This is a genomic window from Gluconacetobacter sp. (genome assembly GCF_047721585.1).
GTDB classification, from domain to species: Bacteria; Pseudomonadota; Alphaproteobacteria; order Acetobacterales; family Acetobacteraceae; genus Gluconacetobacter; species Gluconacetobacter dulcium.
Map to the genome: position 1 here is coordinate 41,843 of NZ_JBDNXE010000009.1, position 18,205 is coordinate 60,047.

14 protein-coding genes are annotated in these 18,205 nt (G+C 64.7%); 10 read left to right on the forward strand and 4 right to left on the reverse strand.

The window, feature by feature from the left end; translation table 11 throughout:
- The first annotated feature begins 98 nt into the window (after positions 1–98).
- The 10 genes from gnd (at position 99) to ABF821_RS03670 (ending at position 8,996) form a co-directional block, all read left to right on the forward strand.
- On the forward strand, positions 99–1,094 hold the full coding sequence (gene gnd / locus ABF821_RS03625; protein ID WP_415529056.1) for a phosphogluconate dehydrogenase (NAD(+)-dependent, decarboxylating): 996 nt from the start codon (positions 99–101) through the stop codon (positions 1,092–1,094).
- Between the two features lie 264 nt (positions 1,095–1,358).
- Positions 1,359–2,891, forward strand: a complete 1,533-nt coding sequence (gene zwf / locus ABF821_RS03630; protein ID WP_415529057.1) for a glucose-6-phosphate dehydrogenase — start codon at positions 1,359–1,361, stop codon at positions 2,889–2,891.
- A complete protein-coding gene (locus tag ABF821_RS03635) occupies positions 2,888–3,730 on the forward strand; it encodes a Cof-type HAD-IIB family hydrolase (RefSeq protein WP_182973256.1) in 843 nt (280 codons plus the stop codon). The genes zwf and ABF821_RS03635 overlap by 4 nt, the downstream gene beginning before the upstream one ends.
- Positions 3,731–3,864: 134 nt before the next feature.
- Complete coding sequence (locus ABF821_RS03640) at positions 3,865–4,680, forward strand: Cof-type HAD-IIB family hydrolase (protein ID WP_415529058.1); 816 nt, start codon at positions 3,865–3,867, stop codon at positions 4,678–4,680.
- Positions 4,680–5,414, forward strand: a complete 735-nt coding sequence (gene pgl / locus ABF821_RS03645; protein WP_415529059.1) for a 6-phosphogluconolactonase — start codon at positions 4,680–4,682, stop codon at positions 5,412–5,414. Before ABF821_RS03640 ends, pgl begins: the two co-directional genes overlap by 1 nt.
- 91 nt (positions 5,415–5,505) lie before the next feature.
- Positions 5,506–6,210, forward strand: coding sequence for a ribose-5-phosphate isomerase RpiA (gene rpiA, locus ABF821_RS03650; protein ID WP_415529060.1), 705 nt, complete (start codon positions 5,506–5,508; stop codon positions 6,208–6,210).
- The gene (locus ABF821_RS03655) at positions 6,207–6,785 is read left to right on the forward strand and encodes a gluconokinase (RefSeq protein WP_182973260.1); all 579 of its coding nucleotides are present in this window, start codon (positions 6,207–6,209) and stop codon (positions 6,783–6,785) included. Before rpiA ends, ABF821_RS03655 begins: the two co-directional genes overlap by 4 nt.
- A gap of 106 nt (positions 6,786–6,891) precedes the next feature.
- On the forward strand, positions 6,892–8,037 hold the full coding sequence (locus tag ABF821_RS03660) for a pepsin/retropepsin-like aspartic protease family protein (RefSeq protein WP_415529061.1): 1,146 nt from the start codon (positions 6,892–6,894) through the stop codon (positions 8,035–8,037).
- A gap of 62 nt (positions 8,038–8,099) precedes the next feature.
- Entirely contained in the window at positions 8,100–8,288 is a 189-nt protein-coding gene (locus ABF821_RS03665; protein ID WP_182973262.1) for a hypothetical protein, read from the forward strand.
- A gap of 75 nt (positions 8,289–8,363) precedes the next feature.
- Positions 8,364–8,996: a YitT family protein gene (locus ABF821_RS03670; protein WP_259654573.1), complete on the forward strand. Its 633-nt coding sequence runs from the start codon at positions 8,364–8,366 to the stop codon at positions 8,994–8,996.
- Positions 8,997–9,321: 325 nt separating this feature from the next.
- Here the strand turns inward: ABF821_RS03670 and ABF821_RS03675 are convergent, their stop codons facing one another.
- The 4 genes from ABF821_RS03675 to ABF821_RS03690 form a co-directional block, all read right to left on the reverse strand.
- The gene (locus ABF821_RS03675) at positions 9,322–12,111 is read right to left on the reverse strand and encodes a bifunctional aconitate hydratase 2/2-methylisocitrate dehydratase (RefSeq protein WP_415529062.1); all 2,790 of its coding nucleotides are present in this window, start codon (positions 12,109–12,111) and stop codon (positions 9,322–9,324) included.
- 918 nt (positions 12,112–13,029) lie between these two features.
- Complete coding sequence (locus tag ABF821_RS03680) at positions 13,030–15,429, reverse strand: TonB-dependent receptor (RefSeq protein WP_415529063.1); 2,400 nt, start codon at positions 15,427–15,429, stop codon at positions 13,030–13,032.
- 242 nt (positions 15,430–15,671) lie between these two features.
- Complete coding sequence (locus ABF821_RS03685) at positions 15,672–16,388, reverse strand: MgtC/SapB family protein (RefSeq protein WP_114725638.1); 717 nt, start codon at positions 16,386–16,388, stop codon at positions 15,672–15,674.
- 58 nt (positions 16,389–16,446) lie between these two features.
- Positions 16,447–18,205, reverse strand: a 1,759-nt coding sequence (locus tag ABF821_RS03690) for an insulinase family protein (RefSeq protein ID WP_415529064.1), incomplete at its 5' end; no start/stop codon positions are given.

An 18,205-nucleotide genomic window follows, 5' to 3' on the forward strand; every position in this document is an offset into this window, starting at 1 on the left:
CCCCGCCCGCACGGGGCGGGGCCTCCCCCGGCATCACGCCAATCCGCCGGGGGCTGGCTTATGCGCGGCACGGTACCGCGTGATGGAGACATGACATTATGCAAATCGGCATCATCGGTCTGGGCCGCATGGGCGGCAACATCGCCGTCCGCCTTTCCCGCCACGGGCACGACGTGGTCCTGTTCGACCGCGACCCCGCCACGGTCGGCAAGGTCCGTGACCGGACCGAAGGCGGACGCGGCATCGCCGCCGACAGCGTCCCCGACCTGGTGAGCAAGCTGACGGCCGCGCGCAAGATCGTATGGGTCATGCTCCCCGCCGGCGAGATCACCGAAGCGGCGGTGCAGGAACTGTCCGGCCTGCTCGGCCGCGACGATATCCTGATCGACGGCGGCAACACCTATTACAAGGACGACATCCGCCGCGCCGCCCAGCTTGCGGAAAAGGGCATCCATTATATCGATGTCGGCACCTCCGGCGGCGTGTGGGGCCTGGAGCGCGGCTACTGCATGATGTACGGCGGCACCAAGGATTCGGCGGACCATATCGACCCGATCCTCGACGCCCTGGCGCCGGGCAAGGGCGACGTGCCCCCCACGCCCGACCGCGACAAGCCGGATCTCGATCCCCGCGCCGAGAAGGGCTACCTGCATTGCGGTCCCGCCGGTTCCGGCCATTTCGTGAAAATGGTCCATAACGGCATCGAGTACGGCATGATGCAGGCTTTTGCCGAAGGCTTCGACATCATGAAGATGAAGAACTCGCCGGCCCTGCCCGAAGACCAGCGTTTCGACCTGAACATGGCCGACATCGCCGAAGTCTGGCGTCGCGGCAGCGTGGTGTCCTCGTGGCTGCTGGACCTGACGGCGGAAGCCCTGGCCAAGAACGCCTCGCTTTCCGAATTCACCGGCGAGGTCGCGGATTCCGGCGAAGGCCGCTGGACGCTCGAAGCCGCGATCGAGGAATCGGTGCCGGCTCCGGTCATCACCGCCTCGCTGTTCACGCGCTTCCGTTCGCGCACCGGCAACAATTATGCCGAGAAGATCCTCTCCGCCATGCGCTTCGGCTTCGGCGGACATGTCGAGAAAAAGTAAGAATATTGCATCAGGAACGGTAAGGTCCTGCCTGTGGAATCCGTTCCACAGGCAAGTATCGAAAGCGTGATCGTGTCGCGGGCAGTCTTCGTTCTTTTTTGAAAAAAAGAACCAAAAAACTTTTGATTCGCTCAGGAATTTTGTGCTGGGGACACGCGAGGTTCCGAAACGATTAAAAGTCTTTTTGCTTCTTTTTCTTCAGAAAAAGAAGAATCCTTTGCCCGTCACGACACCAGGCGGAAACAGTACAGGGAAACGTCCGACATGGATGGAATCATCGCGTCCGCGTCCTCCGAGGTCGAAGGGAGCAGCCATCCGCCACGGCGTGCGCCATCGTGCGTCTTCGTCATTTTCGGCGGCGGTGGCGACCTGACGAAGCGGCTGCTGGTGCCCGCCATCTATAATCTGGCCTGCGCCGGCCTGCTGGACGACGATTTCTCGATCATCGCGGTCGACTGGGCCGACCTGTCCGACGACGTGCTGCGCGCGCAGTTCAACGAGGCATTGCAGGAATTCGTGGCCAGGCGCGGCACGGCCGCCACAACCCTGCGCGAGGATATGTGGACCTGGCTCAGCCAGCGGATCACCTACCTGCGCGGCTCGTTCGAGGAAGCCTCGACCTATGCCAGCCTGACCGAACGGATCGGCTCGGGCAACGCGGTATTCTACCTCGCCGTCGCCGCCCGCTTCTTCGGTTCCATCAGCGATCATCTTGGCGAATCCGGCCTGGTCACCGAAGCCAACAGCGCCTTCCGCCGCGTGATCGTCGAAAAACCCTTCGGCCACGATCTGGCCTCGGCGAAGGAACTCAACCGCCGCCTGCTGGGCGTGCTGCGCGAACGGCAGATTTATCGGATCGACCATTACCTGGGCAAGGAAACGGTCCAGAACATCCTGGCCCTGCGCTTCTCCAACGGTTTCTTCGAGCCTTTGTGGAACCGGCAGAATATCGACCACGTCCAGATCACGGCGGCCGAGACCGTGGGCGTGGAGCGGCGCGGCCGCTTCTACGAGGGCACGGGCGCCCTGCGCGACATGGTGCCCAATCACCTGATGCAGCTTCTGGCGATGACGGCGATGGAAGCCCCGGTCTCCTTCGACGCCGACGCGGTGCGCGACGAAAAATCCAAGGTGCTGAAGGCCGCCCATTGCGTGGGGTCCGACGACGTGGTGCGCGGCCAGTACGTCGCCGGCCTGCTGCATGGCGAGGACGTTCCCGCCTATCGCGACGAGCCCGACGTGGCGCGCGACTCCCAGACCGAAACCTATGTCGCGATGAAGCTGGCGGTCGATAACTGGCGCTGGGCGGGGGTGCCGTTCTACCTGCGCACCGGCAAGCGCCTGGCCGAGCGCCGGACCGAAATCGCGATCCATTTCCGCCACGCGCCCTACGCGCTGTTCCGCGACACGCCGGTCGAGCGCCTCACGCCCAACATCATGACCATGCACATCCAGCCCACCGAGGGCGTGACGTTGCAGTTCGGCGCGAAGGTCCCCGGCCCGACGGTGCGCCTGGGTGGGGTGCGCATGAAGTTCGACTATTCCGAATGGTTCAGTGACGGCCCCAGCACCGGTTATGAGACGCTGATCTATGACTGCCTGATCGGCGACGCCACCCTGTTCCAGCGCGCCGACAATATTGAGGCCGGGTGGCAGGTGGTCCAGCCGGCACTGGACTGGAGCACCCGTCCCGGCGCCGACCCGCTCTGCGCCTATGCCGCCGGCTCATCCGGCCCGGTCGAGGCCGACGCCCTGCTGGCCCGCGACGGCCGCCACTGGCTGGCATTGGGCGCATGAGCGTGCCGCAAGCGCAAACCCGCTCCGGCCCCTCGGGGCGCGTGCGGATGGTCGTCTCCGACATCGACGGCACCTTGGTCACGCCCGAAAAGCGCCTGACCCACGCGGTGCTGGATGCGGCAAAGGCCCTGCGCGCGGCCGGCATCACGCTGTGCCTCGTCAGCAGCCGCGCCCCACGCGGCATGGAAATGTTCCTCGGCCCGCTGGGCATCGACACGCCCTATGCGGGGCTGAATGGCGGTCTGGTGGCGCGGCCCGACGGCACCATCCTCTCCCGCCTGTCGCTGGCGCCCGAGACGACGCGCGAAGCGGTCGGCACACTGCATGAGGATGATGTCAGCGCGTGGCTGTTCATCGGCCGCGACTGGCTGATCACCGATCCCCACGGCCCCTATGTGGCGCGCGAGCGCGAGACGGTGCAGACCGATCCGGTGGTGGTGCCCGATTTCACCGGCCATTATCATGATGTCGGCAAGATCATGGGCGCCTCGACCGACTTCCCCCGTCTGGCCCAGACCGAAGCCCGTCTTGCGACCCTGCTTGCCGGCCATGCCAGCGTCCACCGGTCGTCGGATTATTATCTCGATATCACCCACCCCCAGGCCAACAAGGGCTTTGCCGCGATGGAGCTGGCCCGGCTGATGGGGGTCGATATCGGCGAGGTGGCGTGCATTGGCGACATGAACAACGACGTGCCGATGCTCGACGAAGCCGGCGTCGCCATCGCCATGGGCAATGCGCCGGATGCCGTGAAAACCCACGCCCATTTCGTCACCGCCGCCAACACGGCCGACGGTTGGGCAAAGGCGATGCAGGACTATGTTCTGCCGCGAGCGTGAAACGCGGGGCTTTGCCCCGCACCCCACCAAAGGCAGTCGCCTTTGGAAACCAGTCGAACGATCAGGGGTGAAGGGGACGACTGTCCCCTTCCGGGTTCGGGCAGAGCCCGATCTCAAGGACGGAGGATAAACGAATGGGCACGGATCAGATCCGGCTGGTACTGGCCGATGTCGACGGAACCCTGGTCACGCGGGAAAAGATCCTGACCCCCCGCGCGATCCGCGCCGTAGAGCGCCTGCGCGAACGCGGCATCCTGTTCACCATCACCAGCGGCCGCCCGCCGATGGGCATGAAGATGGTCATCGACCCGCTGCATATCGACCAGCCGATCGCCGGCTTCAATGGCGGCATGATCGTGCGGCCGGATTACACGGTGATCGAATCCCACACCCTCACGCCCGAAGTGGCGCGCCGCACGCTGGAGATCCTGCGCGACCACAAGGTCGATCCCTGGGTCTATAACGGCAATGACTGGATCGTCTCCAACGCCGACGCCCCGCATGTGGCGCGCGAGCAATGGACGGTGAAATTCCCGCCGAAGGTCGCGGCCGATGTGGGGGCCACGCTGGACCAGGTGGTCAAGATCACCGGCGTCTCCGACGATCTGGAGCTGATGAAGCGGGTCGAGCACGATTTGCAACAGGCGCTGGGCGACGCGGCGTCCGCCGCGCGGTCGCAGCCATATTATGTCGATGTCACGCACCACGATGCCAACAAGGGCGGCGTGGTGGCGGCGCTGGAGCGGCTGCTGGGCATCCCGGCGGCGCAGATCGCCACATTGGGCGACCAGCCCAACGATGTGCTGATGTTCCGCCCCAGCGGCCTGTCCATCGCGATGGGGCAGGCGTCGGACGAGGTCAAGGCGCAGGCCACCCATGTCAGCACCTCCTCCGAGGAGGAAGGCTTCGCGGTGGGGGTCGAGCGTTATATTCTGGGGGAGAATGCCTGATGGGCCATGACGTAACGAGCGGCCGGCTGGTCGTGCTGGCCGATGGCGAGGCGATCGCCCGCCATATGGCCGAATGGCTGACCGAACTGGCGCTGGCCAAGACCGACGGCCCGTTCGTGGTCGCGCTGTCCGGCGGCTCCACGCCCAAGCGACTGTACGAGATCCTGGGCTCGGCCGAGTACGCCACCCGTTTTCCATGGGCGCGCACCCATCTGTTCTTCGGCGACGAGCGGTTCGTGCCGCCGTCCGACCCGGCCAGCAATTACGCGATGACGCAGGCGGCCCTGCTGTCGCATGTCGCCATCCCCCCGGCGCAGGTGCACCCCATGCCCACCGACGGCGACCCGGTCCAGGCCGCCGCGCGCTACCAGGCGGAATTGCAGGCGCTCTATGGCGCTAAGGAGTTGCAGCCCGGCCGGCCGCTGTTCGATGTCGTGCTGCTGGGGCTGGGCGATAACGGCCATACCGCGTCGCTGTTTCCCCGCCAGCCGGTGTTGCAGGAGCGCAGATTGTGGGTCTCCACCTGCGTGCCCGACGACGCGCCCCATACCCGCCTGACGCTGACCTACCCGGCGATCCATTCCAGCCGCCATGTGGTGTTCATGCTGGCCGGCGCGGCCAAGCGCGATGTCTTCGCCCGCGTCCGCGCCGGCGACCCGGTGGAACCCGCCAGCCACATCACCACCGAGGGCGGGCTTACCTGGCTGGTCGACAAGGCGGCTGCTGGCGTATGACGATCCCGGCACCCCGACGTTAACGGGGATGGTCGGATAAAGAGGAAGAGGGCCGTCGGCATACCCCGGCAGGTCCCGGAAAGGGAACAGGATGAGCGGCCAGAATTCCGACCCGATGGTCGAACTGAAACGCAGGGCGGCCGAGGAAGCCGCCGCGATGGTGCAGGATGGCATGGCTGTGGGCCTGGGCACGGGCAGCACGGCGGCGCTGATGATCGACGCGCTGGGCCGGCGCCGGGCGGAGGGCCTGCGCTTCGTCGGCATCCCCACCTCCGAACGCTCGGCGGAACAGGCCCGCGCCCTGGGCATCACGCTGGTCGATTTCGGCAGCCACCCCCAGCTCGATCTCGCGATCGACGGCGCGGACGAGGTCGAGCGCGGCTCGCTGGACCTGATCAAGGGCCTGGGCGGCGCCCTGCTGCGCGAGAAGATCGTGGCGGCGGCGGCCCGGCGCTTCGTCGTCATCGTCGATGAGGGCAAGCTGGTCGATCACCTGGGCAGCCGCTCGCCGGTCCCCGTCGAGGTCACGCCCTTCGGCTGGGAGAGCACGGCCCGTCAGTTGGGCGAACTCGGCGCGCGGGTGGCCCTGCGCACCAAGCGCGATGGCGAACTGTTCGTCACCGACGGCGGCAACCTGATCCTGGACTGCACCTTCGGCCCCATCGCCCACCCCAAGGCGCTCGAGGCGTCGATCGGCCAGATCGTCGGCGTCATCGAAAGCGGCCTGTTCACCAGCCGCACTTCCGAAGTCATCGTGGCCGGCCGCGACGGCCTGACCCATCTGGTGGCGGCATGAGCGCCCCGGGGCAGGAGCGGCACCCGCCGCTGGCGGTGGCGGAGGGCATTCCCCCTCATGTCATCGTGCTGATGGGCGTCTCGGGCAGCGGCAAGACCTCCGTGGCCGAGGGGCTGCACAATCTGCTGGGCTGGCCGTTCCAGGAGGGCGACCTCCTGCACCCCGAGGCCAATGTCGAAAAGATGGCCGCCGGCATCCCGCTGACCGACGAGGACCGCCTGCCGTGGCTGGGGCTCTGCCACGACTGGATCGCGGAGCGCCTGGCCGATGGCGGCGGCGGCATCCTGACCTGCTCGGCGCTGAAACGCTCCTATCGCGATATTCTGCGGGGGGCGTCGCGCCGGGTGACGTTCATCTACCTGGATGTGCCGAAGACGATGCTGGAAACCCGGCTGGCCCGCCGCCAGGGCCATTACATGCCGCCCAGCCTGCTCCCCAGCCAGCTTGCGACCCTGGAAGTCCCGACGCCCGACGAGCATGCGCTGGTCGTGGAATGCGAAGGTCCGCCCGCCGAAGTCATCGCGCGCGTCCTCAGCGAGATCCGCTATCATATCGGCCGTCTGGGCCAAGAGTGAGAGGCAGCTTGCCGTGCGGCACGCGCCGCGCGGCAGGCCGACTGTGTAAACCGTCTCCGAGGCGCTGAAATCGTCGTTCCGACGGCTATCGGGAGGTCATGTCGGAATGATGAAGTCAGGGCGTGGCGCGCCGGCGCGGAACGCGGTGCGTTCCATCCTCATGCTGCTGCCGGCTGTTCCGCTGATGTTCCTGCCAGCGCCGATGGCCGCGGCACGCGGGCGGCACATTGCCCCTGTCGTCCCGCCACCGGCAGCACCGGTGGCCAGTGCGGCGGACGACACGCCGCCGGTCCCGCAGGCGGGTTCCTGTATCGCCCATGTCCTGTCCCTGCCGCTGCTGACGGGGGAGGGCAGTCCCGGCGTGGCGATCACATTCGGTGCGGCCAAGGGCATGGCCTTTCTCGGCATGTCGCAGGAGACGCTTGGCGTCTTCGAACGGCCGGGCCTCGAATATGACCACGGCCGGGCGGTGCATATGCAAACGATCACCGGCCCGGCCGAAACGTTCGAGACCACCGTCGATCGGCTGGAACTCGGTCGCGGCACGGCCCGGCAAGTCCCGGCCATCATTCTGGGCCGGATGGACGGCAAGGTGGCGGGCCTCCCGATCCTGGGCGTGGTGGGTTACGATATTCTGGGCAATTACGATGTCCTGATGGATTTCCCCCGCCACATCATCACCCTGTTCAGGGAGACCGGCGCCGCCGCATGTTCGCCCCTGCCGGCGCTGGTCGGCGCGCACGCCTATTCCGCGCTGCTGATGCCCAATGCGCAGGGCATGAATGTCACGGTGCAGGTTTCGCTCAATGGCGCGCTGGTGGGCATGGAGGTCGAACCCGGCTCCAACGCCTCGGTCCTGCGCACGGCCGATGCGGCCGATATCGGGGTCGGGAAGGCAGAGCTCGCGGCCGATCCGCGCTCGCGCACCGATGCCGGCAATGCCATCATCGGCCGCCGCCACCGCTTTGCCCCCGTCGCGATCGGCACCTGGCACGGTGCATCCCTGTCGGCCGATGTCACCAATGCGCAGTTCAACATACTGGGCATGGATTTCCTCCGGGGGCGCCGGGTGCTGTTCGCCTTTCCCACCCGCATGTTCTATTTCTCCGATGTCCAGCCCGACGCGGCAGGCGCGGCTTCGGCCACCCTCAGCCTGGCCCAGTCGCGCCTGGCCGATGTCGAAGTGCAGCAGGATGACGGCGGCACGCCCGCCGCACCCGCCCAAGCGCCCGCTCCAGCCCCCGCGCCCTGACGGGCACGGAAACTTCACGGGCTCGCGACGTTGTATCCCTACGAAAAACAAGGGGATTATCCATGCGTCTGTTCGTCCACGCCGCCCTGGCCGCCGCTCTGTGCTGCGTCGCCCTGACGGGGTGCAAGAAGAAGCCCGAGACCCTGGGCCAGAAGATCGACAATCTCGGCAACAAGGTACAGGACACCGTCGACCCGCCGAAGGGACCGGCCGAAAAGCTGGGCCGCAAGATCGACCGCGCCACGGAGTAACCGTGGCGGGGCCACGCCCTTTACACGGCGCGGCGGCCTTTTTAGGAAGGGATTCCACTCCCTGATCCCAGACCCATGGCCGCCATGCCCAGCCCGTCTTCCGGCGAATCCGCCGCCCTTCGTCATACAGTGTTCGAAGACGCCTACGCGCTGGTCATCGGCTGTTCGCTGATCGTGCTCGGGCTGGCCTGCCTGCATCATGCCGGTCTGGTCACGGGCGGCGTGGCCGGCGTGGCGCTGCTGCTGTCCTACGTCCTGCCGCTCTCGGCGGGCACGCTGTTCACGCTGATCAACATCCCCTTCCTCATTTTCGCCAGCCGTACCATGGGCTGGGCGTTCACGATCAAGACCTTCCTCGTCAGCAGCAGCATCACCCTGTTCGCGCTGCTCTTCCCCCATATCATGACCCTGGGCTCCATCGCCCCCCTCTGGGCCGCCTTCTTCGGCGGCACCGTCATCGGCATGGGCATCCTCTCCCTCGCCCGCCATCAGGCCGGCGTCGGCGGTACCGGCGTGGTCACGCTATGGCTCTACAAGAACCGGGGCTGGAACGTCGGCAAGGTCCAGCTCGCCATCGACTGCTTCATCCTGGCCATATCGACTCTTAAAATCGACCTCGCCCATGTCGGGCTGTCCGCCATCAGCGCCATCGCCATCAGCGGCGTGGTCGCCACCTTCCACCGGCCGGGGCGCTATACCGGCTATTGAAAGCATCGGGATTTTCATCCGGACAGGGCATCCGCGTCCGTGATGCCGGCGCTCTGACCGGGCATCAGGGGGCGGGCAGCCTTTCCCGAGACATCGACAATGGCGTGGATTTTCCAGGTCGGTCGGCCACCGGAGGGCCAGGGCTATCCGCCACCATCCTGCCGGAATAGCCCGCGAGACGCGGGAGAAGATCCTGTATCCACTCCCGCTGGCCGCACGCGAGCCACGTAGACATATTGATGTTTCCCCTGAAAAACAGGGGAAACATCACAAATCAAATGGGCGTTCCGGGCTCGAAAGCCCAGTCCTTGACTGACGACACGCCTTAGTAATGGACGGACTGCGAGTCGATCGGCGTCATCTTCGGCGGAGCGAACGTGGTCAGATCGATCCCTTCGACGGCCGCCTTGTATTCCTCATTGCTCGGCATCCGGCCAAGGATCGCCGACAGCACCACGACCGGGGTCGAGGCCAGAAGCGATTCACCCTTCTTCTCGCCGGAATCTTCCACGACACGTCCCTGGAACAGACGGGTCGATGTCGCCAGAACGGTATCGCCCTTTTCCGCCTTCTCCTGGTTGCCCATGCACAGGTTGCAGCCGGGGCGCTCCAGATAGAGGATGTTCTCGTATTCGGTCCGCGCCGTGGCCTTCGGCAGCAGGTCATTGAATTCGAAGCCCGAATAGCGTTCGAGGATTTCCCAATCCCCCTCGCTCTTCAGTTCGTCGATGATGTTGTAGGTCGGCGCGGCGACAACCAGCGGTGCCTTGAACTCCACCTTTCCGGCAGCCTTCTCAAGGTTCTTGAGCATCTGGGCCACGATTTTCATATCGCCCTTGTGCACCATGCAGGAGCCCACGAAACCGAGGTCCACCTTCTTGGTGCCGCCATAGTACGAAACCGGGCGGATCGTATCGTGGGTATAGCGCTTGGACACGTCGGGATTGTTCACATCGGGATCGGCGATCATCGGCTCGTCGATCTGATCGAGATCGACCACGACCTCGGCGAAATATTTCGCATTGTCATCGGGCGCCAGCGCGGGCTTCTCGCCCGAGCGGATCTCGGCGATGCGCTTGTCGGCTTTGGCGATCAGCCCCTTCAGCGTGCCCGCGGCATTGTCCATGCCCTTGTCGATCATGATCTGGATGCGCGACTTGGCGATTTCCAGCGACTCGATCAGCGGCTCGTCCTGCGAGATGCAGATCGCCGCCTTGGCCTTCATCTCGGCCGTCCAGTCGGTAAAGGTGAAGGCCTGGTCGGCAAGCAGCGTGCCGATATGCACTTCGATGACGCGGCCCTGGAAGACGTTGTCGCCGCACTGCTTGAGCATCTGCGCCTGGGTCGCGTGCACCACGTCACGGAAGTCCATGTGCGGCTGCATCGTGCCTTTGAACGTGACCTTGACCGATTGCGGGATCGGCATCGTCGCCTCGCCCGTGGCCAGCGCCAGCGCCACGGTGCCGGAGTCGGCGCCGAAGGCCACCCCCTTGGACATGCGGGTATGGCTGTCACCGCCGATGATGATCGCCCAATCATCCACGGTAATGTCGTTCAGCACCTTGTGGATCACGTCCGTCATCGCGTGATAGACGCCCTTGGGGTCACGCGCGGTGATCAGGCCGAAATCGTTCATGAATTTCATGAGCTTCGGAATGTTCGCCTGGGCCTTCTTGTCCCAGACCGATGCCGTATGGCAGCCCGACTGGTATGCGCCGTCCACGAGCGGCGAGATGACGGTGGCCGCCATCGCCTCAAGCTCCTGCGCCGTCATCAGGCCGGTGGTGTCCTGGGAGCCGACGATATTCACCTTCACGCGAACATCCGACCCCGCATGCAGGACCTTGCCCGGCGTGACGCCGACGGCGTTGCGGTTGAAGATCTTCTCGACAGCGGTCAGGCCCTGATCCTTGACCGTGATTTCCTTGTTCGGCGCGAAGACCGGGGTCGCCTCGACCCCCAGCGTCTGGGCCGCGAACGTCTGGAGCTTCTTGCCGAAGACGATGGCGTAGGAACTGCCGGCCTTCATGAACTCCATTTTCTGCGGCGTGAGCGCGGCGGCGATATCGACCAGTTCCTTGCCGTTCTCGTCGCGAAGCTGCTTGTTCTTCACGTCGATCTTCAGAACGGTGCCGGTCTCGACCGAGTATTTCTGCTCAAGGATGGGGTTGCCATCGTTATTGAGGATCGGCTTGCCGTTGTCGTCGGTCTTCTTGACCCAGTCCTTCAGGTTCAGGCCGATGCCGCCGGTCACGTCCACGGTGGTCGCGAAGATCGGCGAGATACCGTTGGTCCCCGCGACGATCGGCGCGAAGTTGACGAACGGCACGTACGGGCTGGCCTGCTTGCCGGTCCACAGCGCCACATTGTTCACGCCGGACATGCGCGACGAGCCGACGCCCATCGTGCCCTTTTCGGCGATCATCATCACCCGCTTGCCGGGGTGCTTCTTCTGGAGCGCGACGATTTCCTGCTGGGCTTCCGGCGAGATCATGCATTTGCCATGCAACTCGCGGTCCGAGCGCGAATGCGCCTGGTTGCCCGGCGACAGAAGGTCGGTCGAGATATCGCCTTCCGCCGCGATGAAGGTCACGACCGGGATCTCGTCCTCGACATCCGGAAGCTTGGTGAAGAACTCGGCTTTGGCATAGCTCTCCAGCACGTCCTTCGCGACGGCATTGCCGGCCTTGAAGGCGTCGCGCAGTCGGAACATGTCGGCGTCGTAGAGGAACACCTGGGTCTTCAGCACCTCACCTGCCTGCTTGGCGAGCGTGCTGTCGTCGCCGAGGGCGATGTCGAGCAGCACCTTGATCGACGGGCCACCCTTCATGTGCGAAAGCAGTTCGAGGGCAAAGGCGGGCGTGATCTCAGGGACGACCGTTTCACCCAGCACGATCTTCTTCAGGAAGGCGGCCTTGACGTCGGCCGCGCTCGTGGTGCCGGGCAGCGTGTTGTAGATGAAGAATTTGAGGGCATCGGCCCGGTGCTCGTTCCCGGCGTCCTCGATCAATGTAATGATGTCACGGACGAGCGCGCCGTCGTCGATCGGCTTGGGAGCGAGCCCTTGATTTTCTCTGTCCTTGATTTCGGTCAGGTAATCTGAATAGGCGTTCATCGCAATCCCAACTTCATTGATGTGTATGGACCTGAAGCGCAGCCCTGCAAACCGGGTACGGCTAAGTCGGCTCAAGGTTCTTATGGCTTCCAGTTACGCCAACCCCTGCCGACTGACAAGATATGCCATTTCAACAGAAAGAGTCCCTGAATGCAGTCTTGATGGCGTAAAAGTGGCGATCCACATGCTTATTGGATTAGAATATGCAAATCGCCTATTCTACCTCACCAGTCTTTTCTGATCTGATCGATTACGCAGCATTTGTCATTTCAATTTTTCGGCACTGACAATCTCAAGGTAAGACTCACAAAGAGGTTGAAAGCAGCCTGTCCGATCAGTTCGATTTCTTTGGAACGTTTCTTTATTGGCATAGATAAAAAATGAAAAGAAGAATTTCCATCTTATATTTTAAATTTGAGATGGAACGCTGATTTCAACGAAATAAACCAGATCAATATTGTGCAAGAGAAAAAGACCAGGATATTCCAGCGGATAGGGCAAGCACGCGCGATCCTTCGCCCTTCGTCGCGGAACCCTCGGCCTGGTTCCGACAGCCTGTAGCGATGACCGAGCGGAACGCGACGAAGGTTTGCGGGCGGCCCTATCTTGGAGTCTATCCTGAAAGCCGCTGACGGTACGCAAAAACATGGCACCAGCCATGCGTCTGGCGCTGGTATTCGCGCATCCCAGCGGCGGCCCGCCGTGGGCGGGGCTTGCAAGGGTGTCTCGTCAGGTCAGCCCGGCAGAGCCGGACCTGTTCAAATGCGTGCATTCAAACCAACAACCGGGCGCGTTTCCACCAAACCGGGTTAGAATCCTGACGAATGGGGGTGAAGGGGGCTCGGCCCCCTTCCGGGTGCAGGGCAGCGCCCTGCGCACCACGCCAAAAGCCCGGCCCCATGGGCGCCGGGCAAGCCCTCAGAAGGCCGTCGAGACGGTCCCCGTCATGGTGAAGCGCGGTTCGACCATGAAGGAGTTGCCATAGCCCAGGGTGGGGGCGAAGCTGCTGCTGTAGACATTGTGGCTGTTCAGGTCGTTGCGGCTATAGACCACGCCCATCGGCCCGGTGCGGACGATCGAGCCGGTCAGGTTGGTGAAGTTCAGGCGGAAGGTCGGCGACTTCGCGAACAGGAAAGCCGGGAAGTGATAGCCCAGCGACAGCGTGTTCGTCACAAAGCCCGGCATGCGCTGGTCGCCGGCGATGCTGACCGATTGCGGGCCGGTGTAATGCAGGCTGCCGTTGGCGAAGAAGCCCTTGTAGGTATAGGTCAGGCCGAAATTGGCCATGACGCGCGGCGCCATCACCGCCTGCGATCCCTTGGAGTGGATCAGCGTGTTGGTATAGGGGTCCATCACGTCGCTATCCTGCGTGGCATGCAGATATTCGATCGACGCATAGGGGCTGAAACCGTGGATGGAGCGGCCCGAAATCATGGCGTCGAAGCCGCGCATCGTCTGGCCGCCGATCGACATGGGCGAGAAGCTGTTCATGCCGACATACTGGTTCACGATGCGGTTCGTGACGTTGTAGTTGAACAGCGACATATCGAAGATGATATATTTATCGTGGTAGCGATATCCCAGTTCTTCCTTGATGGAATACTGGTTTTTCAGAAAGTTCGGGCCAGACGGCAGCCAGCCCATATCCACCGCGCTCGGCTGGCGGTAATCGCCCTCGGCGTTGATGTAGATCTGGTGATGCTCGTTGAACGTATAGCCGATCGAGAGTTGCGGCAGCGGCTCGGTGCGGTTGTTGCTGCAATGCTGGAAGTCGCCGCTATTGTCGCAGACCGACCCCTTCACCTTGGTGCCGTCGATATTGGCGAAGCTGGATGTCCAGCTATTGATCATCGCGAACTTGAACCCGGCATGGATCACCAGCCGATCCTGCAGGTATTTCGCGGTATCCTGAACGAACAGCGAATGGATCTCGTAACCGGCATTCTGGCCGAAGGTGAAGGCGCCGGTCTTGTACAGGTACCACGGGCTGGGCGGCCCACCATCGGCGCGCGTATCGCCGCTGGGGTAGGACTGATTGGTGTAGGTGTTTTCATACCAGTATCCGACCGAGAACATGTTGTGCGGGTCGATCTGGTAGTTCAGCTTCGCCACGGTCCCCACACCGCGGGTATCGTTCTGCAGGAAGAAGCCGGTCTGGTTCGGCCCGTTATAGGGCGTGCCGTCGGCGTTCGAGATGGGGTTGTTCGGCGACGCATCATAGCCCTGGCCGAAGGTGAAATAGGGTTGCAGGTCAAGGCTCAGGCGCGCGGGCAGCACGATGTGCACCGGCGCGGTCAGGAAGACCTGGTTCCAGTGATCCTTGCTGTTCAGCCAGTAATTGTCGTTCTTGGGGTCGGCCGACCGGCCCCAGCCCTGGCCGGTATGCTTGTAGCGATAGAACTGGTCCTCGGTCGGGTAATTGTCGATGGTGAAATTCTCGTTGCTCCACGACAGGAACAGCTTGGCGGTCGATCCGTTCTGCCAGTCCTTCTGCACGCCGAAATCCAGATGGTGGCGCTCGTTGATGCCCGCACCCATCCACGACCGGCTATGGGTGTTGGAGAACGAGAGGTAGCCGCGCACGCCGGTATTGCCGATCTCGCCGGATTCCAGGCGCAGGAACTCGCGCGACATGTTGTTGGTGCCGTAGGAGAAATCCATCAGGCCGCCGAATTTCTGCGCCGCCGTGTGGCTGCGCTCGTTCATCACGCCGCCGGCGGCGGACATTACGGGCAGGTCGGTGGCCGAACTGCCGGGGGTGACGTTGACTTCCTCCAGGTTTTCGGAGTCGATGTTCTCGGCCATGTATTTGGCCGCCGCCGCCGGCGCGCCGTCCACCATCAGGCCCATGTCCAGGTCGGTCAGGCCACGCACCTGGATCATGCCGCCCTGCATGCCGGCGGTATCGGGCGTCGAGACGCTCAGGCTGGGCAGGTTCTTGATCAGGTCCAGCGCCGTGCTGGTCGGCGCGCGCATGTCGATATATTCCTTGGCCACGGTCTGCACGGTATGCGGCGCCGTTTCCAGCCGCATCATGCCGCCGCCGCCGTTCAGCGCCTGCCGGGACGAGGTCACCGAAATATCTTCCGACGCGGCAGCGCGCGGGGCGGTCGCGACCGGAACGGCACGGGCGGTTGCCCGCGGCGCGGCGGAGGCGGCGGGGCGGGCGACGGTCGGCTTGGCGGTCGGGGTCTGACTGTTCTGGCCGGTCGCCGCGCGCGCGCCCTGCGGCACGGCGGCGATACAGAATACGCCGGCCAGGCAGGTCATCGCCTGCAACCGGCCCCGCAATCCGGGCATGCGGGAGAGATACGTCATTCCACGATCCTTTTCAGGTCGTCCGTCGCGCGTCTGGTGCGTACCGGACGCGGGTCGCGCCACCCATGATGCCGAGACGGGCGAGGCAAATAGCCCGTCTTGCTACGAAAAGCGAACGATCGCTGCCCGTAATTGGTTCGTGATCGAAATTACGGAGGCGTGACAGGCACCTCAAGGATAAAAGAAACATCAGTCTGTTGCCGTTTTGAGCACGCCCGCCGGCCCGGCCCGATCAGGCCCCGTCAGGCTTCGGGCGTCACCAGCCAGCTCGCGTGCGCCACCGCATGCGCGGCGCTCAGATGCGCGATCACGCGTTGCAGTTCGGCCCGGTCCACGGCGGTGCTGGTCAGGGTGGCGGCAATCTCCACCTGGTCCGCGCCCCGCTCGGTCAGTTCGATATCGGCGACGGGAAAGCGGGCCTGTTCCAGATGCGCCACCAGCAGGTCGCGCAGCGTGTCGACATGCGCCCGGTCGGTCAGCAGGCTGACGGTATAGCTCGCCTCCACCCCGCGTCCCTGAAGCGGAATGCGGTCGATGGCATTCACCAGCGGCCGCAGCAGCGTGTTGCCGGCAATGACGAACACGGTCAGCAACCCGCCTTCGGCCAGCATGTCGCACCCGGTGCAGGCGCCCACGGCGGCCGAACACCACAGGGTGGCGGCGGTGTTCAGCCCCTGCACATTGGTGCCGTCCTTCATGATCACCCCGGCCCCCAGAAAGCCGATGCCCGATACGACGTAGGAAATCACGCGCACGGCCTCCACGTCCCCGGCGATCCGCTGGGCCAGATCCACGAAGGCGGCCGCCCCCACCGCCACCAGCACATTGGTCCGAAGCCCCGCCGTGCGTTGCCGATACTGGCGCTCGGCGCCGATCAGCGTGCCGAACAGAAAGGCCGAAAGATAGCTGACGATGGTGTCGAGGAAGGCCGGCCCGTTGAAGGTCTGGATAAAATGCATCGTGTGCGGGCTCGCTGGAGGCCGTTTCAGGAATGCCGGTTGGCGTCGACGGTTCCTATTACGGCGGCGCCGGTCCGTAAATGAACGTCGACAGATCCCTCGGGCGGAGGGTCCGGGCAAACAGGTCGCGCACCCGCTCCGGGGTCGCCGCCTGGACGGCCGCGATATTCCGGTCCGGCTGGTCCAGCGGCAGGCCACGGGTGGCAAGGCCGACATCACGCAGCGCGATCGCGTCGAGCGAGGCATCGGCAAACGGCATGGTGCGCAGATATCCGGCCCTGACCCGCCCCAGTTCGTCCGCGCCGACCGGGCGGTGGCACATGTCGTCGAGAATGGAGAGGATCTCGGCCTTCACGCGCGGCACCTTCGCGGGGTCGGCGCCCAGGGTAATCGAGAACATGCCGCGTGTCCTGTCGGTCGAAACCGTGCTGCCGACGGTATAGACATAGCCGGTGCTGCCCCGCAGCGCCTGGAACAGCCGCGACGAAAATCCCCGGCCCAGCACCGCGTTGCCCAGGTCGAACATCGTCGTCTCCGCCGTGCCCTGGCGCAGGGCAAGCGTCTGCATCAGGAAGACGCGATCCTGCGTCCGGCCTTCGCCGTCCATCCGGATGTTCGCTACCGGCGGGTCGGGGATGGGGGGCGCGGTCACGTCCGGCTTCGGCCCCTCGGCCGTCCAGCCGCCGAAGGCCGAGAGAACGGCCGCCCGCGCCGCCTGCGGTTCGATATCGCCGATGATTTCGATCACCGTCATGTCCGGACGATAGACGCGCCGGAAATAGGCCACGACATTGTCGCGCGTCAGGCGGCCGATCGTCTCCGGCGTCGCCTCGCGCAGCGTGGGGTCATCCTTCGGCACCAGGGCCGACCGGATCGCACGGCTGAACGCATGGCCGGGCGTTTGCAGAAAGCCCCTCTGCGCCCGGACGAACTTGTCGCGCATGATCGCCAGATCGCCCTCGCGGAAGGCCGGATGCAACTCGGTATCGGCCAGCAGGGCCAGCGTCGCGCCGAAATCGGCCGTCTGGGCCGCCAGCCCGAAGGAGGCGCCCAGATCGGCGCGGCTGCCCAGATCCTCCACGGCGGCCTCGGTCGCGATCCGGTCGCGCGTGGCGGTGCCGAATGGCAGCAGGCCGGCTGTCAGGCGGCCGACGCCTTCCTGCCCCGACGGTTCCTCCAGATCGGTATTCTCATGAATCCGGCCACGCAGCAGGATCGTATGCGTCTGATGAACGGGGCGGACGATCAGCCGCAGCCCGTTGGGCAAGATCCAGTCGGCGGAAGGCGGCGCGAAATGCGGGGCCGGCGGCGCTGCCAGCACCGGCTGAGCCCACTCCGGCAGCGGCGCGTCAGGCACCGGCTTGTCGCCGAAACTCTCGGCCCCGCCGAAGCCGCTGTCATGCGCCGGCGCGATATGGTCGGTCGGCAGATCGACCTGGATCAGCGCCTGCTCCGGCATCAGTTCGCGCCTCACCAGCGCATCGACGGCGGCGGGCGTGACGGCGGCATACTGGCGCACCAGTTCGTCAGGGTCCGATACCCCGCGTTCGACCAGCGCCGTCAGCCAGGTCTGGGTCAGGCCGGGGATGCTGTTGCGGTCGAACGCCGCATTCTTCACCCGCGCGCGCTTCGCCGCCTCGACCAGTGCGGGCGGGACGCCATGCGCGCGAAAATCGGCCAGCACGGCTTGCAGGTCGGCCAGGTAGCGCGCCGGGTCGCCACCGCGCGGAAAGCGGATGGTGGCGACGGCCTGCCCCCAATCATGCCGGCCACTGTAGGAGAAGAAGGCCCCCAGCCCCCGTCCCTCGACCGACAGC